Source organism: Kribbella jejuensis (genome assembly GCF_006715085.1).
GTDB classification, from domain to species: Bacteria; Actinomycetota; Actinomycetes; order Propionibacteriales; family Kribbellaceae; genus Kribbella; species Kribbella jejuensis.
The window spans coordinates 913,938-937,615 of the sequence record NZ_VFMM01000001.1; the positions used below are offsets into that span (position 1 = coordinate 913,938).

Below are 23,678 nucleotides of genomic sequence, written 5' to 3' on the forward strand. Positions count from 1 at the left end.
CCCTACAACTTGTTGGCCTGGCGGATCACGTCCACCACGTCGGACATCATGCCGGTCAGGTCGTAGTCCTTCGGTGTGTAGATCGCGGCCACGCCGGCAGCGCGCAGGGCGGCGGCGTCGGCTTCGGGGACGATGCCGCCGACGACGACCGGGACGTCTTCGAGGCCGGCTTCGCGGAGCCCCTCGACCACCTGCGGGACCAGTTCCATGTGCGAGCCGGACAGGATCGACAGGCCGACGCAGTGCACGTCCTCGGCGACCGCGGCGGCGACGATCTGCTCGGGGGTCAGGCGGATGCCCTGGTAGACGACCTCGAAGCCGACGTCGCGCGCGCGGACCGCGACCTGCTCGGCGCCGTTCGAGTGCCCGTCCAGACCGGGCTTGCCGACCAGGAACCGAAGTCGTCCGCCCAGCTCGGCCGACGTCGCGCCGACCTTCTCCCGGACCGCGGCGATCTCGGCGCCACCACCGGACACCCCGACTGATCCGGAGACGCCTGTCGGTGCGCGGTACTCGCCGTACATCTCCCGCAGTACGCCGGCCCACTCCCCCGTCGTCACACCGGCGCGGGCGCATTCGAGCGTGACCGGCATCAGGTTGTCGGTCGTCTTCGCGGCCGCCCGCAGCCTGGCCAGCGCGGCCTCGACCGCGTCCGCTTCCCGCTCGGCACGCCATATCCGCAGCGACTCGAGCGCGGCCGACTCGGCGGCCGGGTCGACGGTCTGGATCGCGGTGTCCAGGTCGGCGGTCAGCGGCGACGGCTCGGTGTTCTCGAACTTGTTCACGCCGACGACGATCTGCTCGCCGGACTCGATCCGCTGCCTGCGTTCGGCGTGCGAGGCGACCAGCGCCTGCTTCAGGTATCCGCTCTCGACCGCGGCGACCGCCCCGCCCATCGCCTGGACCCGGTCGATCTCCTCCTGCGCGCCCGCGACCAGTTCGTCGACCTTCGCCTCGATCACGTGCGACCCGTCGAAGATGTCGTCGTACTCCAGCAGGTCGGACTCGTAGGCAAGAACCTGCTGCATCCGCAACGACCACTGCTGGTCCCAGGGCCGCGGCAGCCCGAGCGCCTCGTTCCAGGCCGGCAGCTGGACCGCGCGCGCCCGCGCGTTCTTCGACAGCGTCACGCCGAGCATCTCCAGCACGATCCGCTGCACGTTGTTCTCCGGCTGCGCCTCGGTCAGCCCGAGCGAGTTCACCTGGACGCCGTACCGCAGGCGGCGCGCCTTCGCATCGGTGACGCCGTACCGCTCCAGCGTCAGCGTGTCCCAGAGGCGGACGAACGCGCGCATCTTGCACGTCTCCTCGATGAACCGCACGCCCGCGTTCACGAAGAACGAGATCCGCTGGACGACGTCCCCGAACCGCTCCGGCGGTACCTGCCCGCCGTCGCGGACCCGGTCCAGCACCGCGATCGCGGTCGACAATGCGAACGCGAGCTCCTGGACGGGCGTCGCGCCGGCCTCCTGCAGGTGGTAGCTGCAGATGTTGATCGGGTTCCACTTCGGCATGTTCGCGACCGTGTACGCGATCAGGTCGGTGGTCAGCCGCAGCGACGCGTCCGGCGGGAACGCGTACGTGCCGCGGGACAGGTACTCCTTGACGATGTCGTTCTGCGTCGTACCGGTCAGCTCGTCCGGCAGCGCGCCCTGCTCCTGCGCGGCGACCTGGTAGAGCGCGAGCAACCACATCGCGGTCGCGTTGATCGTCATCGACGTGTTCATCTGCGCCAACGGGATCTGGTCGAACAGCGCGCGTACGTCACCCAGATGCGCGACCGGTACGCCGACCTTCCCGACCTCGCCCTTCGCGAGCGGATGGTCCGCGTCGTACCCGGTCTGCGTCGGCAGGTCGAAGGCGACCGACAGCCCGGTCTGCCCCTTCGCCAGGTTCCGCCGGAACAGCGCGTTGGACTCGGCCGCGGAGGAGTGGCCCGCGTACGTCCGCATCACCCAGGGTCGATCCATGTACCCGAGAGTAGGACTCTGTGCCCTTGTGAGTCCCGTCCTCGTGACTGGTGTCACCAGGGGTGTGGATCACACTCAGGCGCTGATCGGGAGGGGTGTTCGCTCGACGTTCAGGACGCGGTGCAGGCGGGTGACGGCGAGGATTCTGATCACCGAGGGCATCGGGTGCCAGAGGACCAACTGGCGGCCGAGGAGCTGGGTGCGGCGGTGGGTGGCGACCAGCAGGCCGAGGCCGGTGGCGTCGACCGCGTCGACCTCCTCGAGGTCGACGATCACGTCGCCGACGGAGGTGTCGATCAGGTGGTTGAGGGTTTGACGGACGTCACCCACAGATCGGACGTCCAGGATGCCGGTCAGGTGTACCACGTTGTCGGGGTCGCCTGTTGTGTCAGGGTTTTCAGTGTTTCCAGGGTTGTCAGGGTTGTCAGCAAGCTCGAGCATGTCCGGGCCCTCCGCTCTTCCGGCGGCCCCCGAGTTCATCGGCCGCGTGACAGCGTCTGTCATGGCTTGTGTTGGTAAAGACTCCCCGAAGACACGGAAGGTTGCCAACCTCTCGCGATCTTTTGTTTCGCGAGACAATGTGATGGTGTTCGCCGAGGATTACTTCCTGTTCCCGGTGGTGGCCATCGCCCTGGCCGGCGTGATGGTGCTGCTGTGCCGCTGGGCGTTCTCGAAGGCGAAGGGCGGGTCACTGGTCCGCCGGGTCGACCAGACCCCCGCCGAGCGGGACTCGTTCGGTCTGCTCACCGACATCCGCACGGTCTCGAACTACAACGACGCCCGGGTGCTGGTCGCGCGGCTGAAGGACTTCGGGATCAAGGCGACCGCGGCCCGCACCACCGACGGCTGGACGATCTACGTCTGGCCGCGGGACGAGGCCGCCGCCCGCGGTCTGCTCGATCATTCCTGATGTACACCTGAGAGCCCTCTCGGACGTCTCCACACCATGACGTCCGAAGCCGGTATGGCGTTTCCCTGGCGAGCTGTCGTACCTGCTGACGAGGACGCCGGGGTCCTGGAGGCGTCGGTGCACGACCCCGAGCGGTTCTCGGTGGTCTTCGACAAGTACTTCGGCCAGGTCCACGGCTACGTCGCCCGGCGGCTCGGGACCGATGTCGCGGACGACCTGGCGGCGGAGACGTTCCTGATCGCGTTCCGGCAGCGGGAGCGGTTCGACCGGCGCAACGGCGTGGTCCGGGCGTGGCTGTACGGCATCGCCACCAATCTGATCCGCCGGCACCGGCGGGACGAAGTACGTGCGTGGCGGTCCGCCGCGAGGTTGCCGGCGCCGGTACCGGCCGCACCGCACGAGGACCGCGTCGCGGCTCAAGTGACGGCGCAAGGCCTGTCTCGCGAACTGGCTGCCGCGTTGGCGAAGCTGAACGCCAAGGACCGGGAGGTGCTCCTGCTCGTGGCGCTCGGCCAACTGACGTACGACGAGGTCGCCGCGGCGCTGGGGATCGCGTACGGGACCGTATGCTCGCGGCTGTCCCGGGCGAGACGGGTCGTCCGTGCAGCAGTCGCCAACCCGGCGGAGGACGAGTCATGAACGAGTTCGACGTACTGCGGAAAGCGTTCCCGGAGCAGGAGCCGCCGGCACCGGAGGTGGCCGAGGCTGCCCGCCGTCGGCTCGTTGACCGACCACGTGAGTCGTTCGCGCGGACAGGCTGGCTCGGCACGGTGATCACGGCAGCCACTGCACTCGTAGCGGTGGCAGGCCTTGGCGGCGCGCTGTTGATGGGACGCAGTGGTGCTCTACCGGCACCTCCGGCCACCACTACTGCCCCTCGGGTCACGACTGCGGCCGAGGTATTGATCGCGCTCGCGGTCCAGCAGGAGAAGAACGAGAAGGTCTCCGGGAAGTACTTCCGCGTGCGGAGCCTGCAGGTGACGACAGGGAAGTACACCCGGCGAACCATCATCGAGAGCTGGATGCCGATGAAGCCAGGGGTCGCCTCCTGGTTCGGCTGGGTCGACCTGCAGCATCCGGCACCGGTCGTGAACAAGATGTCGTTCGGCGACGTACCGCCCGGCTACTACTTGACCGGTGAAACACCGCTGAGCGCCGAACAGATCGCTGCGCTGCCTACTGACCCCGCAGTTCTCCGCAAGACGCTCTCGACACCGGGACTGACTGGGGCCAACCAGGACTACTCGGTGTTCTCAGCCGCCGGCCGCCTCCTGTTCGAGATGCCCTCACCCCCGAAGCTCCGCGGCGCCACACTCCGCGTACTGGCCGCCCTCCCCGGCACCCGCATCCGCGCCGGCGTCAAGGACCCGATCGGCCGCACCGGCACCGAGATCAGCATCACGCCGCCGCGCACGACGATGTTGGCCCTGTCGACGACGTACATCATCGACCCGACCAGCGGCCGCCTCCTGAGCTCCACAACCCACGGCCCGAAGACCGGCTCGACCGTCGTCCTCGAATCCGGCTGGACCGACGCCAAGCCCACTCCGCCGTCGACCCACATCCGGTAGTGCGGCTTCGGTCGGGGTCTAGGGTCGGGGTATGGGGACTCTGCTTGAGCTGGATCTGACCCGCGGTGTACTCGAGACGCCGCCTGCCTCGCCGATCGCGGCGTTCCGTGCGCGGCATCTGCCGACGTTGCGGGAGTTGGTGGGGGCGCTGCGGAAGGGCGCCCGCGACGACGGTGTTGTCGGGGTGGTTGCCCACCTCGGTGGTCATCGGCTGTCGCTCGCGCAGGTGCAGGAGCTGCGCGAGGCAGTCGCGGACTTCCGTACGTCGGGGAAGCCGGCCGTGGCATGGACCGAGTCGTTCGGCGAGACCGGCCAGGGCACGGTCCCGTACTACCTGGCCACGGCGTTCGAGGAGATCTGGGTGCAGCCCTCCGGCGACCTGGCGATCACGGGTGTGACCGTGCAGGCCGTCTTCATCCGCGGTGCGCTGGACAAGGCCGGGGTGATCCCGCAGTTCGGCAAGCGGGCCGAGTACAAGACGGCGGCCGACACGTTCACGGAGCGGGAGATGACGGAGCCTGCCCGGGAGATGGCGTCGCGGCTGGCGGAGTCGGCGTACGAGCAGATCGTCGAGGGCATCGCCGTACGTCGGCGGCTGGACACCGCAAAGGTGCGGGAGCTCGTCGACAGTGCGCCGATGCCCGCGCAGGCAGGTCTCGATGCCGGTCTGGTGGATCGGCTCGGCTACCGGTCGGACGTGTACGACGAGCTGGAGAAGCAGCTGCAGTACGACGACAGGCTCCTGGCAGAGCGGTACATCCGCCGTGGTCCGCGGACGCTGGAGGAAGTACGCAAGACGCTCCCGTGGCCGCAGAAGCCGCTCGTGGCGGTAGTACGCGTCACGGGTGGTATTTCCGTCGGCCGCAACTCCAACAGTCCCATGGGTGGCCCCGGCTCCGGCTCGGACACCGTGGGCGCCGCCTTGCGCGCTGTAGCCGACAACGACCACGTCAAGGCAGTAGTGCTGCGCGTCGACAGTCCTGGTGGTTCGTACGTCGCCTCCGACGCCATCCGCAACGAGGTACTGCGCCTGCGCTCCACGGGACGGCCTGTCATCGCGTCGATGGGTGGTGTCGCCGCCTCCGGTGGGTACTTCGTCGCGATGCCCGCTGACGTCATCGTGGCTCAGCCGGGCACCATCACGGGTTCCATCGGCGTCCTGACCGGCAAGGGCGTCGTACGCGATGCACTGGGTCGCATCGGGATCTCCCGCGAGGCCGTGTCCGAGGGAGCGAACGCCGAGATGTTCTCGGCGCAGGAGGAGTTCACGGAAGAGCAGTGGGCGCGGCTGGAGGAGATCCTCGACCGCATCTACAAGGACTTCGTGGCGAAGGCCGCCCAGGACAGGGGTCTCCCGGAGGAACGGCTGGAGTCGCTGGCACGCGGGCGGGTGTGGACCGGGGCGGACGCGCACAGCCACAAGCTCGTCGACGAGCTGGGCGGGTTCCAGCACGCGCTGACGCTGGCTTGCAACCGGGCCGGTCTGGACCGCGACGAGATCGCCGTGACCTCAGTACCGCACCGCAACCTGCTCAGCCAGCTGAAGGCGCCGACGACGACCGATGATCTGGCAGTCAGCGCGGCACCGTTGACACTCGACGGCCTGACCACCGGTCTCTACAACGCGCTGGGGCTACCCCATGCGGGCGTGCTGCGGATGCCGTTCTCCTGGGAGATCAGCTAGTCGCGTTCGCCGCCTGGCACCCAGAGGACGTCGCCGCCGGAGGAGAGGTTGGCGACCCGGCCGAGGATGAAGAGCAGGTCGGACAGGCGGTTCAGGTAGGTGATCGCGAGCAAGTTGATCGCCGGGCCGTGCGCCTCGACGGCGGCCCAGCCGGCCCGCTCGGCCCGGCGGACGACCGCGCGGGCCACGTTCAGGTACGCGGCGCCCTCGGTACCGCCGGGCAGGATGAACGAGCGAAGCTTGGTCAAACGATTGTTGTACTCGTCGCACCAGCCCTCGAGCCGGTCGACGTACTCCTGGGTGATCCGCAGCGGCGGGTACTCCGGATCGGGCGTGATCGGGTTGCACAGGTCCGCGCCGACGTCGAACAGGTCGTTCTGGATCCGGGTCAGCAGCACGACGATCGCGCTGTTCAAGTGCCCGGCGGCGATCGCCACCCCGATCGCCGAGTTCGCCTCGTCGACCTCGCCGTACGCGGCCAGCCGCGGATCGGTCTTCGACGTCGTCGAATTGTCGCCGAGGCGGGTCTCGCCCGCGTCACCGGTGCGGGTGTAGATCCGCGTCAAGTTCACAGCCATGCGAGGACTCTACGCAAAGGCGGATCTGCTCAAACGCTACAGTCGACCGGTGGAACGGTTTCGGATCGCGGGTGAGGCACGGCTCGACGGCACTGTCGAGGTGTCCGGGGCGAAGAACAGCGTGCTCAAGCTGATGGCGGCAGCGCTGCTGGCGGAGGGTACGACGACGCTGCGGCAGGTGCCGGGCATTCTCGACGTGACGTTCATGGCGCAACTGCTGGACACGCTCGGTTGCGAGGTGAAGGTGGACGGCGAGCTCGGGATCGCGACGATCGCGGTGCCGGGGAGCATCGGGCACCAGTGCGACTACGAACTGGTCCGCAAGCTGCGGGCGTCGATCTCGGTGCTCGGGCCGCTGCTGGGCCGCTGCGGCCAGGCGGAGGTGGCGCTGCCGGGCGGCGACAACATCGGATCCCGCGGGCTGAACATGCATGTCGCCGGTCTGGAGGCGATGGGCGCGAAGGTGCACATCGAGCACGGCTTCGTGATCGCCGAGGCGCCGCAGGGCCTGCACGGCGCCGAGATCTGGCTGGACTTCCCGAGCGTCGGCGCGACCGAGACGATCATGATGGCAGCCGTGCTCGCGAAGGGTACGACGATCATCGAGAACGCCGCCCGCGAACCGGAGATCCAGGACATCGCCGCGATGCTGGTGGAGATGGGCGCGCTGATCGACGGCGCCGGGTCGCCGCGGATCGAGATCACCGGTGTCGACGGCCTGCTCAACCCGGTCGACCACGTGGTCGTGCCGGACCGGATCGTGTCCGGTAGCTGGGCGTTCGCGGCCGCGATCACCAAGGGTGACATCACGGTCAGCAACGGGCACGCGGAGCATCTCGAGCTGCCGCTCGACAAGCTGCACAAGGCCGGCGCCGAGATCACCGTGCTGAACCCGGGCTTCCGGGTCCGGATGCACGACCGGCCGAAGCCGGTGGACGTGGTGACGCTGCCGTACCCCGGGTTCGCGACCGACCTGCAGGCGTTCGTGATCGCGCTCAACGCGCTGAGCGACGGCGCCGCGATGGTCACCGAGAACCTGTTCGAGGGCCGGTTCACGTTCGCGCAGGAGCTCACCCGGCTCGGCGCACAGATCCAGACCGACGGGCATCACGCGGTCGTCCGCGGCGTACCGCGGCTGTCCGGTGCGCCGGTGGTCGCGTCCGACATCCGCGCCGGCGCGGCGCTGGTACTCGCGGGTCTCGCCGCCGAGGGTGAGACGTTGGTGTCGGCCGCCCACCACGTGCACCGCGGCTACACCGACTTCGCCGGCAACCTGCGCCGGCTCGGCGCCGACGTCGTGGTCGAGCCGGACGAAGCGGAACTGTACTGGAACTGAACCGGCATTCTTCCGGCACTCTTCCGGAACTTCGAGCCGATGGGCCGATTCTCCGGGTTAGGGTCTCTGCATGAGTGAGCGCGTGGTGAAGCCGGTTGGGCGGGGATTCCTGTTTCTCGACTCGCATCCTGCGGGGTGCGCGCGGGTGGTGCGGGACATGGCCGCGGAGGCCTCGTCGCGACCGGCGGACAAGCGGCGGACGGCGCTGGTGATCGGGTCGAGTTCGGGGTACGGGCTGGCCACCACGATCGCGGGGCTCGCGCGGTTCGGGATCGACGGGATCGGCGTCTGCTTCGAGAAGGCAGCCACCGCGCGCCGTACGGCGACCGCCGGGTGGTACCGCACTGCCGAGACCGCCGCACTCGCGGAAGAGCTGGGCCGCTCGTGGACGTTCGTGAACGCGGACGCCTTCGCAGACACCACCAAGGACGAGGTGCTCGACCTGGTCGCGGCGAAGCTCGGCAAGCTCGACCACCTGATCTACAGCGTCGCCGCCCCACGTCGTACCGACCCGCGCACCGGCGAGACGTACCAGTCGGTGCTGAAGGCGATCGGCGCGCCGCACAGCACGAAGAGCCTGACCTTCGAGGACGGCGCGCCCGTCCTGCAGGAAGCGGTTCCGATCGAGGTCGCGAGCGACGACGAGATCGCGCAGACCGTGAGGGTGATGGGCGGCGAGGACTGGACCCGCTGGGTCACCGCGCTGCAGGACCGCGACCTGCTCGCGCCTGGGTTCAACACCGTCGCGCTCACCTACATCGGCTCCGAGCTGACCGGCCCGCTGTACCGCCAGGGCTCGATCGGCGCGGCGAAGGCCGACCTCGAGCAGACCGCGCTGAAGCTCGCCGCCGACGGCGTGACCGCGATGACCTCGGTGAACGGCGCCGCCGTCACCCAGTCGTCGTCCGCGATCCCCGGCATCGGCCTCTACGTGAGCATCCTGCACAACGTGACCGCGCTGCAGACCCCTGTGCAGCAGTCGATCGAGCTGTGGAACCAGCTCACCGGCGAGACCCCGCTCGACCTCGACACCGAGGGCCGTATCCGCCTCGACCGGTGGGAGCTGTCCGACGAGGTGCAGACCGCCGTTCGAGCGAACTGGGAGGCCGCAACCCAGGACAACCTCGCCGACCTCGCAGACGCCGAGTGGTTCCTGGCCGAAGTGCGCCGCCTGTACGGCTTCGCCGTACCGGACGTGGACTACGAGGCGGAGACCGAGGTCGATGTGGAGTGGCCTACAGGGGCTTGAAAGACTCCATTTCCAGGACGAGTTCGGCTGCTTCGTCGGAGGCCGTCAGATCGACCGAGGCGGTGATGCGCCAGTCGTGGTTGCCCTCGGGGTCGTCGATGATCTGCTGGACCTCCCAGTAGCCCGGGTGCTCCTCGACCAGGAACAGCGCGGGACCGCGGGCCGCGGGGCCGGTGCCGACGACCTCGTGTTCGGCGTAGTACGCCGTACCCGCCTCGGCCCAGCGGCCCGCGTCCCAGCCCGCTTCGCCGTCGAGTTGGCCCAGCTCGGCCCAGCGGTGCAGGGCGAGCAGCTCGACGCGGCGGAACATCGCGTTGCGGACGAGTACCCGGAAGGCCCTTGTGTTCAAGGTGATCCGGCGCGGTCCGGCAGGCGTCGGCGCGACGGCCTCCTCGTCGGTCGGGTTCGTCAGCTCCTCCCACTCGTCGAGCAGGCTGGAGTCGGTCTGGCGTACCACTTCGCCGAGCCACTCGATCAGGTCGGCCAGGTCGTCGTCCACCTTGTCCGGCGGTACGGTCTGCCGCAGCGCCTTGTACGCGTCGCTGAGATACCGCAGTACGACGCCCTCCGAGCGCGCGAGCCCGTAGAACCCGATGAACTCGCCGAACGTCATCGCCCGCTCGAACATGTCCCGGACCACAGCCTTCGGAGACAGCCCGGTGTCGGCGATCCACGGATGCGTCTGCCGGTACATCTCGAACGTTGCCTCGAGCAACTCCTGGAGCGGCTTCGGCCAGCTGACGTCCTCGAGCAACTCCATCCGTTCGTCGTACTCGATGCCCTGGGCCTTCATCGCGTTGACCGCCTCGCCCCTGGCGTGGTGCTCCTGCGCCCACAGCACCGCACGCGGATCCTCCAGCGTTGCCTCGATGATCGAGACGACGTCGAGGGCGTACGACGGATCCGCGGGATCGAGCAGGTCCAGCGCGGCCAGTGCGAACGTCGAGAGCGGCTGGTTGAGGCTGAAGTCCTTCTGCAGGTCCACGGTGAGGCGGAGGAACCGGCCGTTCTCGTCCGGCTCGTCGAGGCGTTCGACGACACCCGCGGTGACGAGGGTGCGGTAGATCTGGATCGCGCGGCGGATCAGCCGGACCTGCGCGCGGGAGTCCTCGTGGTTGTCGCGGAGCAGGCTCCGCATGCTCTCGAACGCGTTGCCGTTGCGGGCGATCACGTTCAGCAGCATCGCGTGGCTGACCCGCATCCGGGACTGCAGCGCCTCCGGCTCGGCCGCGACCAGCCGGTCGAAGGTGTCCTCGCCCCAGGTGACGAACCCCTCCGGCGGCTTCTTCCGCTGCACCTTGCGCTGCTTCTTCGGGTCGTCCCCGGCCTTCGCCAGGGCCTTCACGTTCTCGACGACGTGGTCCGGGGCCTGGACGACGACGGTGCCGGACGTGTCGTACCCGGCGCGGCCGGCGCGGCCCGCGATCTGGTGGAACTCGCGCGCCTTCAGGATCCGCTGGCGGCGTCCGTCGTACTTGCTGAGCGCGGTGAGGACGACGGTCCGGATCGGGACGTTGATGCCGACGCCGAGCGTATCGGTGCCGCAGATGACCTTGAGCAGCCCGGCCTGCGCGAGCTGCTCGACGAGCCTGCGGTACTTCGGGAGCATGCCGGCGTGGTGGACGCCGATACCGTGCTTCACGAGCCGCTGCAGTGTCCGCCCGAAACCCTTGCTGAACCGGAAGTTCCCGATCAGCTCGTTGATCTTCTCTTTCTCCTCCTTCGAGGAGACGTTGATGCTCATCAACGCCTGCGCGCGTTCGAGAGCGGCGGCCTGGGTGAAGTGGACGACGTACACCGGGGCCTGGTGCGTGGTGAGCAGCTCTTCGAGGGTCTCGTGCAGGGCGGTCGTGACGTACTTGTAGATCAGCGGGACCGGGCGCTCGCCGGACGCGACGATCGCGGTCGGACGGCCGGTCCTGCGGGACAGGTCGATCTTGAAGCGCTCGACGTCGCCGAGGGTCGCCGACATCAGGATGAACTGCGCCTTCGGCAGCTCGAGCAGCGGCACCTGCCAGGCCCAGCCGCGGTCCGGCTCGGAGTAGAAGTGGAACTCGTCCATCACCACCTGGCCGACCTCAGCGTCCGAACCCTCGCGGAGCGCGATGTTGGCGAGGACTTCCGCCGTACAGCAGATGATCGGCGCACCGGCGTTCACCGAGGCGTCACCGGTCAGCATCCCGACCTTGTCCGCCCCGAAGATGTCGCACAGCGCGAAGAACTTCTCCGACACGAGCGCCTTGATCGGCGCGGTGTAGAACGTCCGCTGGTTGTTGGCAAGCGCCGCGAAGTGCGCCCCCGTCGCGACGAGGCTCTTCCCGGACCCGGTAGGCGTCGACAGGATCACGTTCGACCCCGTCATCACCTCGATCAACGCCTCTTCCTGAGCCGGGTACAACGAGATCCCCTGCTCGGCCACCCAGCCTTGGAACCCATCGAACAGCGCATCAGGCTCGGCAGTCCCCGGAAGTTTCTCAATCAGCGTCATCAGGACCCATTGTCCCTGAACAACCAACCGGCCAACTCCCCCGGGTCCTATCCCTCCACGACTGGCTTGCCGGTGGTCGTTTCCACTACGTGGGCCAGGAAGTCGCGGGTGTCCGCGAGTAGCTCCGAGTGGCCGTCGTACGTCGACACGCCCTCTCCGGCGCGAAGGTACAGACCCTCCTTGAGGACGCGGTGCCAGCGCTGGTCGTAGGCGGTCAGCGCCCAGCGACCGGCCCGGCACTTGGCGGTCTGCTCGCCGGTGGCCAGCAGATGGTGGAGGCGCGTGGAGGCGAGGATGCAGTGGGTGAGGATGTAGTCGCGCCGACGCTCGTCCGCCGGGAGATCCGCGACAGTCGCGCGGGCGAGACCCTCCGCGTTGCGGCGCCAGTAGGTGTCGAGATTGCCGACGGTGTACTCCCGCAGCGCCTGCTTGTCCGTCCACACCGTCAGCGTCGACAACTCAGGACCGGTGATGGTGATACCAGCGGACGCCAGCTCGTGCCACGCGACCATCCACGCCGGTGAGCAGTGCACCAGAAGCTCACCGGAGTTGATCACCTCCGGCCTGGCCGGCACCGTCCGCGGATCGCGCGCCAGGTCGTCGGCCAGCACGAACGGCCCGTCGAACCTGATCGGCGAGTACTCCGCAAGCTCCGCGTGCAGTTCTCGCAGTACCTCAACCTCCCGGACGTCGGGCGGCCGCGCAACGGTAGCCAGGAAGTCGACGTCCGACTCTTGCGGCGCCCACTCCCCGAAAGCCAATCCGCCGTGCAGATAAAGCCCTGTCACGAACCCGGGCGGCAGCTCCCGCTCGACCAGCAGCAGGAAGCGATCACACAACTCCCGCACGGGACCGGGCAGTGTCACAGCACGTCCATCCACGGTGGCCATGCTTCAACCGACGCCCGCCAACCGAAGTTTGTTCGCGGTCAGTTGAAGGTGAGCCAGGTGCCCGCGAGGGGCTGCTGGCCGATGCCGGGCTTGGACCAGTCGCAGACGCCGGTGGGGAAGATCGTTTGGAGGCGGTGCCAGTCGGCATCGGTGAAGGTGGGGTAGTCCGACCGCACCGGCGCGCGGAGCTTGCACTTGATGATGTCTGCGGCGATGCCGGCGCCCGCGACCTCGCGGGGGAAGGACGCCGACGGGTAGAGCTTCTCGCAGGTTGAGGACGGGTTGCGGTCCAGCGGCTGAGCGACGAAACCGGATGGACCGCGGCAGCCCTCGACCAGGGTGGCGGGCCGGGCGGCGATGATTTTCGCGATCCTCGGGCGCGCTGTCTCGTCGGCCGTCAACACGGTCAGCCATTGGTCCATCGAGTCGACGGCATGCTGCAGTAGCGGGCTCGCGGTGGAGAAGAGGCCGTAGCGCGCGTCCTCGAGCAGGCTGACCTGGTTCGCCGCCGTGCCGTTCGCCTTCAGCAGCCGAGCCCGCAGCGAGAGTGTGTGGTACCGGACGTGGATGTCGCCGTACGACTGCGTGTCGTAGTACGCGCGGTAGTCGATGATCGGCACGTCCTTCAACCCACCGCCACCGCTCGTCAGCCGCCCGGTCCGGTACGCCGCCCGCACCGCCAGCGGATCCGCGACGGTACGGCGTGGTACCAGGTTGGCGTCGGCGTCGAACCCGCCGATCGACGCGTTCAGGTCGAGGAACTGCGCCGGCGTGATCGCCCCGGACTTCAGCACCTTCCAGCCGTACTGCACGCCGACGTTGTCGAGCGGCCGCCGTACGAATCCGGTCGACGGATCCACCCCGTACACGTTGATCGTGTGGTCGAACACATCGCACCGCGTGCCGCGAGGGTTGGTCACCGGGTCGTACCGCAGGCCCACAGGTGCCATCCCGCAGTTCTGCCGCGGGTCGATCCGCGCGGCAGAGAGCGCCATACTCGGCAGCGTCGCGTACGTCTGGAACCCCGACACCTTCCGCTTCTGCTCCTGCGTCCACGGCACCCGGGCCCGGGACGCGAAATAGGAGTCCAGCAACCGCGAGTCGCTGATGAACGACACCGTCCCGAACCCGACCTCCGGGAACGAGCACCCGACGAGGATGCCGTCGAAGATCCCCGGATAGTTGTCGGTGATCTGGTGCGCCTGGTACGACCCGCCCGAGCACCCGAAGCCGACAGTGAAATCGGGCCGCCCGTAGTGCTCGACGAACAGTTCCTTCGTCATCATCGCCGACTCGGCCGCCGTCAGGTCGTTGCAGTTCTGCCCGAAGACGTTCAGCGACGACGACAGCAACGCGTACCCACGCCCGAGCAGGAAGGCGTCCGTCACACCACCGGTCGTCGTCCCGGACCGGTACCACCCACCGGCGCACCCGCCGCCGAGCGTGAAGATCACCCGGCCGTTCCAGCTGCTCGAACGCCGCGTCGGCGTCGGCGCAGCCTCTCGCAGTGGATCGTGCAACATGGTCGTCTGGACGACGGCCCGGTTCGCGCTCCCGGTCTCCATCCGCACGATGAACGGATCACCGTCGTCGGTCTGCGCGAGATCGGCCGGATACGACCTCGTACCGGCCGGCCAGGCAGCCCATCGCCCCGCGGTGGTCCGGTAGAAGTAGTCGACGCGCGGCGCAATCGTGCAGTTCTCGTCCAACGGAGCGCCGAGCGTCCCGCCGATCACCGGGATCGTGAACTGCGCGGTCTCACACCGGAACGGCTGCTCGTGCGGCCCGGAGAACACCGGCCCTTCGCGCGGATAGTTCCGCACTTCCAGCGTCGTACCGCGTCCGTTCCCGGCGGCCCGGAGTACGTTCGTACCGAGCCGCAGGCCGCCGACCAGGCCGGTCAGACCGTCGCCGTCGGCAACGAACAACGACGAGACGTCGCGACCGTTCAAGGAGACCTGCACGTGCGCGTCCGGCGAAGCGACGTGCACCAGCGCGTCGCCGCCGGTCACCTTGTCGGGGTGCCCGGACAAGATCTCCAGCTTCAGGTCCCGGGACGCGGCAGCCGGGACCAGCGGTACGACGAGCGCACCGGCGAGCAGCGCGAGGAGCAGGCGGACCGGTCGGGAACGAAGCACGGATCCTCCTTGCTCGGCGACTACCTCATTGTCACGCGCTCAGGAGTCACGGTGGGTGCGGATCTCTTCCGGCCAGGCCAACGGGATCTTCAGGTTCTCCGACAGCAGGCGCTGGTAGTCGGCCAGGTGGGTGGGATCGTTACGGACCTTGCGTGGGGACAGCCCTTCGGTCAGGCAGAACCCGACCAGTGCGCCGACCGCCTCGCCGATACTCCATTCGACCGGGTGCAGGCGGTAACAACCGTTGGTGATGTGCGTGGTACCGATGTTCTTGTTCGCCGGGAGCAGGTTGTCGACCCGCACCGGGATCAGCGCGCCGAGCGGGATCTGGAACGGGTACGCCTCGATGTCGACGTAGCTGCGGCCGGCCGTACTCGGGTGCAGGTCGATCCGGTACCGGCCGAGCCCGACCGTGTCCGCGAAGATCTCACTGCCCGTGGAGGAAGCCCGGGCCTCGACGCCGACGTGCTGCTCGAGCACAGTGAACTCGGCCTGGATCCGGCGCGCTTCCCGGATGTACGGCGTCTTCGCGAGACCGTCCGCCGTACCGGTGACATCGGGGCGCAGGCGCAGCCCGGGGTACCCGCCCTCGGTCTGCATCCAGTACAGGAACGACAGCGACAGGTCTCGGCTCGCCGCCAAGGCGTCCGAAGCCTCCGGAAGCAACGGCTTCTCCCAGTAGTCGAGCTGCGGCCAGTTCACCACCGTGACGTCCGGGATCGCCTTGTCGACAAAGTTGCTACTAGCAAGGATCTGCCGGTACCGCCAGAGCGAGAACGGCGCGCGCTTCGACGGGTTCGCCTCGAGCAGCTTCCACTCGCGCCGCTCCAGCGTCACCGGTACGACGTCCGTCCAGGACAACTGTGATCCCGGCCAGAACGGCGCGACCGTGTCCCGCCAGTGCTCGTAGCCGGCGGGGCGGTCGATCGTGTGGTCCTCCCCCGGCCGGTGCTCGAGCGCGAAGCACCACGAGAACGCCTGCTGATCAAGGGGATTCGCGACCTCGGGCGCATGCAGCTCGCCGGTCTGGTCGCGGCCTTCGGCGCCGATCACATGCTCGACGCCGCCGAGCTCCAGCAGGTCGCCGAGCTCGGTCGCGTCCACGACGTACGACGCCGACACCGTCACCTCGTCACCCGTCCGGAGGTCCTTGAGCGTGACCGCCTCGATCACGTCGCCGTTCGTACCGACCTCGACCGGCTCGTGCTCCATGAACACGATCAGCCGCCCGGACGCCCGCCACGGCGCGAGCATCTCCTCCAGGACAGCGGCGGCGACACGCGGCTCGTGGCAGAACCGGCTGACCACGCCGAGCCCGGGATCGAGCAGCGGATCGGCCGCGGCCTCGGGCGTCAGTGGGTAGTTGCGCCGGTAGTACTCGCGGATCCGGCGGCGGAGTTCGGCGTACCCGGAGGCCGCGTACTGCTCGATCCACGGGTGCTCGTCCGGCGGCACCAGTTGGCTGGTCAGCTGCCCACCGAGCCAGTCGGTCGGCTCGGTCAGGACGACGCGGCGGCCGAGGCGGACCGCGGTCAACGCGGCGGCGACACCACCGAGCCCACCGCCGACGACCAGGACATCAGTTTCCACCGATTCACTCCTTAGCTCGTGGCGCGGCGACCGTTTCGCCCGCCACCAGGTCACAGGCCACCAGTCGGCTGACCGGCGCGGCCTCCGGATCCTCGACCCGCGCGACCAGCGCGTCGATCGCGATCCGGCCGATCTCCTTGCGCGGGATCGCCAGGCAGTCCCAGCGCTCACCCGATCCCTCCAGTACAGCGACCGAGAGGTCCTCCGGCACCTGCCTGCCGCGCGCGGCCAGCCCCGTCCGCAGTTCCTCGGCCAAACTGATGCTCTCGGCAACCACCGCGGTCTCGGGACCGGTCGCCAGTTCGTCCAGCCATTCCTCGGACAGCCCCGGCTCGCCTCGGAACCCGGGCGACCGGTCGTGCAGCCCGAGCCGCTCGACCGCGGCGCGGTACCCGGCACGGCGGTCGAAGTACGCCTCCTGCTCGATGCCCTGCCGCAGGTAGGCGAAATACCGATGACCGCGATCGGCGAGCGACGCCACCAGCCGGTCGGTGCCGTCGATGTAGTCCGGGACGATGCATGGGATCTCCGCGCCGGGCACCTCCCGGCGGCCGATGTGGACGAACAGGTACCCGTCGTGCCACAGCCGGGCGAGCTCCTCGCGATCGGTCGCGGCACCGAGCAGGACCGTCCCGTCCGCGAGGTTGAGCCGGTTGGTCCCGTCCCGGTAGATCCGCCGCCGGCCGTCGCTCGTACCGGTCGAAGTGAACAGGACCAGGTCGTACCCAAGCTGTTCGGCGCGCTCCTCGATCCCCAGCAGGAACTCGAAGTAGAAGTCCTCGCGGGCGTGCGGGAAGACCGCCTCGAAGGTGTGTACGCCGAGCAGCCGGTTGCGCTTGTTCCGCAGGTTCCGCGCGGCGGCGTTCGGGACGTACCCGAGCTCCTTGACCGCGGCCAGGATCCGCTCCCGCGTCTCGACCGGGATCCGGTCCACGTCGCCGCTCACGACCCGCGACACCGCGGACTGCGAGACGCCCGCGAGCCGGGCGACGTCGGACTGCCTTGGCGCTTTCATACTTTCTCCCAGTGTGCATTCATACGTATGAGCGCTCATCGGCGAGCTGCTCTTACGTATGCGCAGAACCTACGAAGGCGACGGACAACCTGTCAAGGCCGAGCAACGACAATCACCGGATGCTTACCGGCCACCGCCACGTCGTACCGCGCCTCCACCCGCCACCTCCGCCGCAGCAGCTCGGTCTGCTCCGGCAGCAGAATCGTCACCACCAGCCCACCCGGCAACAGCACCTCCCGCCACCGCCGTAGGGCCGACGGAACGTCCTCAGACCCGACGCGCACATCCCACGGCGGATTGCTGAGCACCCGATCGAACCCACTCTCCACCCACCGAGCATCCCCGCGCCGCCACACCACCCCCGCACCCTCCGAATGACGTGCGCCCCGGCGGTCAGCGGCGCCTGCTGCGGTCGCCCAGTTTGCCCTGGCCGCTGCTGTGGCGGCGGGATCTCGGTCTATGCCGAGGTAGTGGGCTCTCGGCTCCAGGTGATGGGCTTCCAGAAGGATGGTTCCGGCGCCGCAGAAAGGGTCCAGTACTCGGTGCTCGGGCGCCGGGCCGGACAGGCGGGCCATCGCGGCGGCCACAGGTGGGTGGAGGCTACCGGGGACGGTGTGTTGGCGGTATGGCCGCCGGTGAAGGGGTTCGGCGTACGGACGCAGCGCGATCCAGAGCGTCTTGCCGTCGAGGACCACGCGCCACTCGGCCCGTTCGTCAGGCGGTACGACGCCGTGCCGGCGCGAGTGGTACCGCCCACCGGTCAGCCGGGCGATCCGCTCCCCCACCGCGTCCTCGACGTCGTACCGGTTGAAGTTCCGTACCCCGACGAACGACGCCGACACCGCGAACGCCCCACCCGTGACAGCCACCGACGGCAGAGCGGCACGTATCGCAGCGACCACGCCGGCCTTCGCCCGCCCCGGGTCCGGCGTCAGCCCGTACACGACGAACAGGTCGTCGGCCACCCGCGGCGGATCGACCAATCCCTCGACCACCACCTGCCGCTTGGACACCTCGACCACTCGATGCCCCGCGGCGGCGACCTCCTCGGCCACCAACCATTCCAGACCTGCAACAGCACGCAGCAACACCAGTGCAGAACGCACGAAGAGTCTCCCGGCAAGAACCCGGGAGCAACCAACCGGCTACTCCCGCGTCGCCGGCCAAGGGCAGAACGCCACACGAAGGGCCGGCGGAGCTCAGCCCAGTCGGAAGAAGAAACTCTTCATGCGCGTGATCCTGGCACACCAGCGACGGAGTGCCCACCGATTTTCAGGCGGAGAACTACTGCTCCAGGTCCCTCAGAGGTAGGTCTGGGTGCTCGGCGGAGCCGACTCCATCCAGGCCAGGACGCCGGTCAGCGCTTCTTCGGTCATCGCGAAGTGGACCGTGCGGTCGGTGAGCTTCGCGTCCACGATCACGTGGCCGGCGTACGTCACCAGCGGCTCGTTGCCCATCGGGCGGCGGGTCGTGACACCCTCGAGCTGGCGGCGGTTCACGGTCAGCTTGGGCCACCAGGCGAGGCTGAAGACCCGGAACCACTGCAGGTCGTCGCCGACGTAGCGGGCCAGGCCGAGGGCCCAGCCGCGGCCGTGTTCCTTCTCGGCGAGCTGCAGGCTGCAATCAAAAGTTCCGCCGTCCCTGGACAACCAGCGACGGCGGAACGCGACCAGCACGATGAACAGTACGGCGGCAAGCAGACAGACCCCGACGACATCGAGGACTGTCCTCATACGTTGCCAACCTCATTTCCGGTGCCATGAGCGGGTACTTGCCCCGGGCACCCCGGAGAACCGTACTGCCAAGTGACGATATTCGATTGTGCCGATTATGGCAGGTCGACTCAGGAGGTCTGCTCGGCGGCCCGAACCCTGGCCTCGGCGAGTCGGACCTCGTCGTTGGCGTCGTCGGTGTCGAGGCCGGCGGCAAGCGCCTGCTCGAGGTCCCGGCGGGCCTCTTCGAGGTCGATGTCGTGACCCATCTCGGCGTTCTCGGCCAGGATCGAGACCCGGTCGTTCGCCACCGAGATGAAGCCGTCCGGCGCGGCCGCGACGAAGTACTCGTCGTCGACGGTCCGCACCTGGACGGTGCCGCCCTGCAGCAGGCCCAGCAACGGCGCGTGGCCGGGCAGGATACCGACGTCACCGTCGGTGGTGCGGGCGATGACGATCTTCGCCTGCCCCTGCCAGACCGTCCGCTCGGCGGCGACCAATGCCACCTCCAGGTGGGCAGCCATCAGTTGTCCTTCTGCAGCTCGGCCCACTTGCGGTCGACATCCTCCAGCGAGCCGACGTTGAAGAAGGCCTGCTCGGCGACGTGGTCGTATTCGCCCTCGGTGATCTTCTTGAACGACTCGACGGTGTCCTTCAGCGGCACCGTCGAACCCGGCACGTTGGTGAACTTCTCCGCCATGTAGGTGTTCTGCGAGAGGAACTGCTCGATCCGGCGCGCCCGCGCGACGGTGATCTTGTCCTCTTCGGAGAGCTCGTCGACACCCAGGATCGCGATGATGTCCTGCAGTTCCTTGTTCTTCTGCAGGATCTGCTTCACCCGGACGGCGACGTCGTAGTGCTCCTGGCCGATGTACTGCGGGTCGAGGATCCGCGACGTCGAGGTCAGCGGGTCGACGGCCGGGTACAGACCACGAGCGGCGATGTCACGCGAGAGCTCGGTGGTCGCGTCCAAGTGCGCGAACGTGGTGGCCGGCGCCGGGTCGGTGTAGTCGTCGGCGGGTACGTAGATCGCCTGCATCGAGGTGATCGAGTGACCGCGGGTCGACGTGATCCGCTCCTGCAGCACGCCCATCTCGTCGGCCAGGTTCGGCTGGTAACCAACCGCGGACGGCATCCGGCCGAGCAGCGTGGAAACCTCGGAACCGGCCTGGGTGAACCGGAAGATGTTGTCGATGAACAGCAGCACGTCCTGCTGCTTGACGTCGCGGAAGTACTCCGCCATCGTCAGCGCCGACAGTGCCACCCGCAGCCGCGTGCCCGGCGGCTCGTCCATCTGACCGAACACCAGTGCGGTGTCCTTGAAGACGCCGGCCTCTTCCATCTCGTTGATGAGGTCGTTGCCCTCACGGGTCCGCTCGCCGACGCCGGCGAACACCGACGTACCACCGAAGTTGTGGGCGATCCGGTAGATCATCTCCTGGATCAGAACGGTCTTGCCGACACCCGCACCGCCGAACAGACCGATCTTGCCGCCCTGCACGTACGGCGTGAGCAGGTCGAGCACCTTGATGCCGGTCTCCAGCATCTCGGTCTTGGACTCGAGCTGGTCGAAGGCCGGCGCCTTGCGGTGGATCGGCCAGCGCTCGGTGATCTCGAACTCGGACTCGTCCTGGTTCAGGCACTTGCCGGTGACGGACCAGACCCGGCCCTTGGTGACGTCACCGACCGGGACGGAGATCGCCGCGCCGGTGTCGCGCACCTCGGTGCCGCGGACCAGGCCGTCGGTCGGCTTCATCGAGATCGCCCGGACGATGTTGTCGCCGACGTGCAGCGCCACCTCGAGGGTGATCGTCTGGGTGGTGTCGCCGAGGGTGATGTCCACCTCGAGCGCGTTGTAGATCTCGGGCATCGCGTCCGCCGGGAACTCGACGTCGACGACCGGGCCGATCACCCGGGCGACGCGGCCGATACCGGCGGCACCAGCCTCGTTGTTCTTCTCGGTAACCGTGGCAGTCATCTCTCTCACTCGCTCCCGGCGTTCGCGTCGGCGAGCGCGCTCGCGCCACCGACGATCTCGCTGATTTCCTGGGTAATTTGCGCCTGGCGGGCCTGGTTCAGGTCCCGCGTCAGCTTCTCGATCAGGTCCTGCGCGTTGTCGGTCGCGGACTTCATCGCCCGCTGCCGATTGGCCAGCTCGGAGGCGGCCGCCTGCAGCATGCACCAGTGGATCCGGCTGGCGACGTACTTCGGCAGCAGCCCGTCGAGGACCTCCTCCGCGGAGGGCTCGAACTCGTACAGCGGCAGGACCTCGTCGTCGGCCGGGGCCTCTTCACCCTCGACGACCTCCAGCGGCAACAGCCGGATGACGTCGGTGCGCTGGGTGAGCATCGACACGAACCGGGTGAAGACGATGTGGATCTCGTCCACGCCGCCCTCCTCGGTCGGGGTCAGGAACGCCTCGATCAGCGCGTCGGCGATCTCCCGGGCCCGGGCGAAGCTCGGGCTGTCGGAGTCACCGGACCACGACTGCGCCACCTCGCGCTGGCGGAACGTGTAGTACGCGATGCCCTTGCGGCCGCTGAGGTACGGGACGATCTCTTTCTCGTCCTCGCGGAGCAGCTGGTTCAGGCGCTCACCCTCACGGATCACGTTCGACGAGTAGGCGCCGGCCTGACCGCGGTCGGAGGTGATCAGCAGCACCGCGGCACGCCGCGGGTTCTCCTTCTCGGTGGTCAGCGGGTGGTCGACGTTCGAGAACGTCGCCACCGCCGACACGGCACGGGTGAGCTCACGCGCGTACGGACCGGCCGCCGCGGCGCGCTGCTGCGCCTTGACGATCCGGGACGCCGCGATGAGCTCCATCGCGCGGGTGAGCTTCTTGATCGTCGTGACCGAGGCCTTCCGATCGCGTAGCTCCCGCAGGTTGGCTGGCACGGTGGATCAGCCCCGCTTCTGCTTGACGATCTGCTCCTGGTCGACGTCCGCCTCGTCCATCGCCTCGGCCTCGGCCTCGGTGCCGAGCAGCGTGCCCTCGGAGGTCTGGAACGTCGGCTTGAAGGACTTCAGCGCCTCCGTCACGGCCTGCGCCTCGTCGTCGCCGAACAGCCCGGACTCGCGGATCGCGTCGAGCACCTTGCCCTCCCGGCGCAGGTAGTCCAGGAAGTCCCGCTCGAAGCGCAGCACGTCGTTCACCGGTACGTCGTCGAAGTGCCCGTTGGTACCGGCCCAGATCGAGACGATCTGGTCCTCGACCGGGTACGGCGAGTACTGCGGCTGGCGGAGCAGCTGGACGAGCCGCTGGCCGCGGTCCAGCTGCCGGCGCGAGGTGGCGTCCAGGTCGGAGGCGAACATCGCGAACGCCTCCATCGCGCGGAACTGGGCGAGGTCGATCTTCAGCGTGCCGGACACGTTCTTCATGCCCTTCACCTGCGCGGCGCCGCCGACCCGGGAGACCGAGATACCGACGTCGATGGCCGGCCGGATGTTGGCGTTGAACAGGTCGGACTGCAGGAAGATCTGCCCGTCGGTGATCGAGATGACGTTGGTCGGGATGAACGCCGAGACGTCGTTCGCCTTGGTCTCGATGATCGGCAGACCGGTCATCGAGCCGGCGCCGAGCTCGTCGGACAGCTTCGCGCAACGCTCGAGCAGCCGGCTGTGCAGGTAGAAGACGTCACCCGGGTACGCCTCGCGGCCGGGCGGGCGACGCAGCAGCAGCGACATCGCGCGGTACGCCTCGGCCTGCTTGGTCAGGTCGTCGAAGACGATCAGCACGTGCTTGCCCTGGTACATCCAGTGCTGGCCGATCGAGGAGCCGGTGTACGGCGCGACGTACTTGAAGCCGGCCGGGTCGGACGCCGGGGAGGCGACGATGGTGGTGTACTCCATCGCGCCGGCCTCTTCGAGCGCGCCGCGGACGGCGGCGATCGTCGAGCCCTTCTGGCCGATCGCGACGTAGATGCAGCGGACCTGCTTCTTCGGGTCGCCGGACTCCCAGTTGGCCTTCTGGTTGATGATCGTGTCGATCGCGATCGCGGTCTTGCCGGTCTTACGGTCGCCGATGATCAGCTCGCGCTGGCCGCGGCCGATCGGGATCATGCCGTCGATGGCCTTGATACCGGTCTGCAGCGGCTGGCGGACCTCCTGGCGGTCCATCACGCCGGCGGCCTGGATCTCGAGCGCGCGCTGGCCCTCGATGCCCTGGATCTCGCCGAGGCCGTCGATCGGCTTGCCGAGCGGGTCGACCACGCGGCCGAGGTAGCCCTCGCCGACCGGGACGGACAGGATCCGGCCGGTCCGGCGGACCTGCTGGCCCTCCTCGATGCCGTCGTACTCACCGAGGATGACGACACCGATCTCGCGCACGTCGAGGTTCAGCGCGATGCCCTCGGCGCCGTTCTCGAAGACGAGCAGTTCGTTGGTCATCACCGACGGCAGGCCCTCGACGTGGGCGATACCGTCACCCGCGTCGACGACGGTGCCGACTTCTTCAGCGGTGGTGTCGGCCGGTTGGTACTCGGTGACGAACCGATCGAGCGCGTCCCGGATCTCCTCCGGCCTGATCGTGAGCTCAGCCATTGTGTTTC

The 23,678-nt window shown here is 68.4% G+C and carries 20 protein-coding genes; 6 read left to right on the plus strand and 14 right to left on the minus strand.

Annotated elements, in window-relative coordinates:
- Positions 1–2 precede the first annotated feature (2 nt).
- Positions 3–2,027, minus strand: a complete 2,025-nt coding sequence (locus FB475_RS04370) for a methylmalonyl-CoA mutase family protein (protein ID WP_272952053.1) — start codon at positions 2,025–2,027, stop codon at positions 3–5.
- Between the two features lie 18 nt (positions 2,028–2,045).
- Positions 2,046–2,474, minus strand: coding sequence for an STAS domain-containing protein (locus tag FB475_RS04375; protein WP_337678195.1), 429 nt, complete (start codon positions 2,472–2,474; stop codon positions 2,046–2,048).
- Positions 2,475–2,553: 79 nt separating this feature from the next.
- On the opposite strand from FB475_RS04375, the gene FB475_RS04380 reads away from it, so the two are divergent.
- Genes FB475_RS04380 through sppA form a run of 4 tightly spaced genes read left to right on the plus strand, consistent with a single transcriptional unit; the run spans position 2,554 to position 6,135 of the window.
- Entirely contained in the window at positions 2,554–2,880 is a 327-nt protein-coding gene (locus tag FB475_RS04380; RefSeq protein ID WP_141857801.1) for a hypothetical protein, read from the plus strand.
- Positions 2,881–2,916: 36 nt separating this feature from the next.
- Complete coding sequence (locus FB475_RS04385) at positions 2,917–3,519, plus strand: RNA polymerase sigma factor (RefSeq protein ID WP_185759064.1); 603 nt, start codon at positions 2,917–2,919, stop codon at positions 3,517–3,519.
- Complete coding sequence (locus FB475_RS04390) at positions 3,516–4,451, plus strand: CU044_5270 family protein (protein ID WP_141852751.1); 936 nt, start codon at positions 3,516–3,518, stop codon at positions 4,449–4,451. The genes FB475_RS04385 and FB475_RS04390 overlap by 4 nt, the downstream gene beginning before the upstream one ends.
- 31 nt (positions 4,452–4,482) lie before the next feature.
- Complete coding sequence (gene sppA, locus FB475_RS04395; protein WP_141852753.1) at positions 4,483–6,135, plus strand: signal peptide peptidase SppA; 1,653 nt, start codon at positions 4,483–4,485, stop codon at positions 6,133–6,135.
- On the opposite strand, the gene FB475_RS04400 is transcribed toward sppA, so the two are convergent.
- Entirely contained in the window at positions 6,132–6,713 is a 582-nt protein-coding gene (locus FB475_RS04400) for a cob(I)yrinic acid a,c-diamide adenosyltransferase (RefSeq protein WP_141852755.1), read from the minus strand. The two genes, sppA and FB475_RS04400, sit on opposite strands and share 4 nt — an antisense overlap.
- A 49-nt stretch (positions 6,714–6,762) precedes the next feature.
- On the opposite strand from FB475_RS04400, the gene murA reads away from it, so the two are divergent.
- Together murA and fabV are read left to right on the plus strand one after the other, a co-directional pair.
- Positions 6,763–8,049 carry a UDP-N-acetylglucosamine 1-carboxyvinyltransferase gene (murA, locus tag FB475_RS04405; protein ID WP_141852757.1) on the plus strand — a complete coding sequence of 429 codons (1,287 nt, stop codon included), beginning with the start codon at positions 6,763–6,765 and terminating at the stop codon, positions 8,047–8,049.
- A 70-nt stretch (positions 8,050–8,119) separates the two neighbouring features.
- Positions 8,120–9,298, plus strand: coding sequence for an enoyl-[acyl-carrier-protein] reductase FabV (gene fabV, locus FB475_RS04410; protein ID WP_141852759.1), 1,179 nt, complete (start codon positions 8,120–8,122; stop codon positions 9,296–9,298).
- Here the strand turns inward: fabV and FB475_RS04415 are convergent.
- The 11 genes from FB475_RS04415 to atpA all read right to left on the minus strand — a co-directional run bounded on the left by FB475_RS04415 (position 9,285) and on the right by atpA (position 23,670).
- Complete coding sequence (locus tag FB475_RS04415) at positions 9,285–11,786, minus strand: DEAD/DEAH box helicase (protein WP_141852761.1); 2,502 nt, start codon at positions 11,784–11,786, stop codon at positions 9,285–9,287. The two genes, fabV and FB475_RS04415, sit on opposite strands and share 14 nt — an antisense overlap.
- Positions 11,787–11,833: 47 nt before the next feature.
- Positions 11,834–12,667 (minus strand): aminoglycoside adenylyltransferase domain-containing protein, encoded by an 834-nt coding sequence (locus tag FB475_RS04420; protein ID WP_185759066.1) that lies wholly within the window; start codon positions 12,665–12,667, stop codon positions 11,834–11,836.
- A 47-nt stretch (positions 12,668–12,714) separates the two neighbouring features.
- The gene (locus tag FB475_RS04425) at positions 12,715–14,814 is read right to left on the minus strand and encodes a DUF6351 family protein (RefSeq protein WP_141852765.1); all 2,100 of its coding nucleotides are present in this window, start codon (positions 14,812–14,814) and stop codon (positions 12,715–12,717) included.
- Positions 14,815–14,853: 39 nt separating this feature from the next.
- Complete coding sequence (locus FB475_RS04430) at positions 14,854–16,404, minus strand: FAD-dependent oxidoreductase (protein WP_141852767.1); 1,551 nt, start codon at positions 16,402–16,404, stop codon at positions 14,854–14,856.
- Between the two features lie 4 nt (positions 16,405–16,408).
- Positions 16,409–17,419, minus strand: a complete 1,011-nt coding sequence (locus tag FB475_RS04435; RefSeq protein ID WP_141852769.1) for a LacI family DNA-binding transcriptional regulator — start codon at positions 17,417–17,419, stop codon at positions 16,409–16,411.
- Positions 17,420–17,511: 92 nt separating this feature from the next.
- Positions 17,512–18,525: a methyltransferase domain-containing protein gene (locus tag FB475_RS04440; protein WP_141852771.1), complete on the minus strand. Its 1,014-nt coding sequence runs from the start codon at positions 18,523–18,525 to the stop codon at positions 17,512–17,514.
- A gap of 195 nt (positions 18,526–18,720) precedes the next feature.
- The gene (locus tag FB475_RS04445) at positions 18,721–19,152 is read right to left on the minus strand and encodes a DUF2550 domain-containing protein (RefSeq protein ID WP_141852773.1); all 432 of its coding nucleotides are present in this window, start codon (positions 19,150–19,152) and stop codon (positions 18,721–18,723) included.
- Positions 19,153–19,262: 110 nt separating this feature from the next.
- Positions 19,263–19,655 carry a F0F1 ATP synthase subunit epsilon gene (locus FB475_RS04450; RefSeq protein WP_141852776.1) on the minus strand — a complete coding sequence of 131 codons (393 nt, stop codon included), beginning with the start codon at positions 19,653–19,655 and terminating at the stop codon, positions 19,263–19,265.
- Complete coding sequence (gene atpD, locus FB475_RS04455) at positions 19,655–21,109, minus strand: F0F1 ATP synthase subunit beta (protein WP_141852778.1); 1,455 nt, start codon at positions 21,107–21,109, stop codon at positions 19,655–19,657. Before atpD ends, FB475_RS04450 begins: the two co-directional genes overlap by 1 nt.
- Before the next feature lie 5 nt (positions 21,110–21,114).
- Positions 21,115–22,026: a F0F1 ATP synthase subunit gamma gene (locus FB475_RS04460; RefSeq protein WP_141852780.1), complete on the minus strand. Its 912-nt coding sequence runs from the start codon at positions 22,024–22,026 to the stop codon at positions 21,115–21,117.
- 6 nt (positions 22,027–22,032) lie between these two features.
- Positions 22,033–23,670 (minus strand): F0F1 ATP synthase subunit alpha, encoded by a 1,638-nt coding sequence (gene atpA, locus FB475_RS04465; RefSeq protein WP_141852782.1) that lies wholly within the window; start codon positions 23,668–23,670, stop codon positions 22,033–22,035.
- Positions 23,671–23,678: the final 8 nt, after the last annotated feature.

Coding starts and splice junctions, on each gene's coding strand:
- FB475_RS04435 (WP_141852769.1), bottom strand. CDS start 17,419: ATGAAAGCGCCAAGGCAGTCCGACGTCGCCCGGCTCGCGGGCGTCTCG.
- FB475_RS04415 (WP_141852761.1), bottom strand. CDS start 11,786: ATGACGCTGATTGAGAAACTTCCGGGGACTGCCGAGCCTGATGCGCTG.
- FB475_RS04400 (WP_141852755.1), bottom strand. CDS start 6,713: ATGGCTGTGAACTTGACGCGGATCTACACCCGCACCGGTGACGCGGGC.
- FB475_RS04375 (WP_337678195.1), bottom strand. CDS start 2,474: ATGACAGACGCTGTCACGCGGCCGATGAACTCGGGGGCCGCCGGAAGA.
- FB475_RS04385 (WP_185759064.1), top strand. CDS start 2,917: ATGACGTCCGAAGCCGGTATGGCGTTTCCCTGGCGAGCTGTCGTACCT.
- atpD (WP_141852778.1), bottom strand. CDS start 21,109: ATGACTGCCACGGTTACCGAGAAGAACAACGAGGCTGGTGCCGCCGGT.
- atpA (WP_141852782.1), bottom strand. CDS start 23,670: ATGGCTGAGCTCACGATCAGGCCGGAGGAGATCCGGGACGCGCTCGAT.
- FB475_RS04445 (WP_141852773.1), bottom strand. CDS start 19,152: ATGAGGACAGTCCTCGATGTCGTCGGGGTCTGTCTGCTTGCCGCCGTA.
- sppA (WP_141852753.1), top strand. CDS start 4,483: ATGGGGACTCTGCTTGAGCTGGATCTGACCCGCGGTGTACTCGAGACG.
- FB475_RS04450 (WP_141852776.1), bottom strand. CDS start 19,655: ATGGCTGCCCACCTGGAGGTGGCATTGGTCGCCGCCGAGCGGACGGTC.
- FB475_RS04390 (WP_141852751.1), top strand. CDS start 3,516: ATGAACGAGTTCGACGTACTGCGGAAAGCGTTCCCGGAGCAGGAGCCG.
- FB475_RS04380 (WP_141857801.1), top strand. CDS start 2,554: ATGGTGTTCGCCGAGGATTACTTCCTGTTCCCGGTGGTGGCCATCGCC.
- fabV (WP_141852759.1), top strand. CDS start 8,120: ATGAGTGAGCGCGTGGTGAAGCCGGTTGGGCGGGGATTCCTGTTTCTC.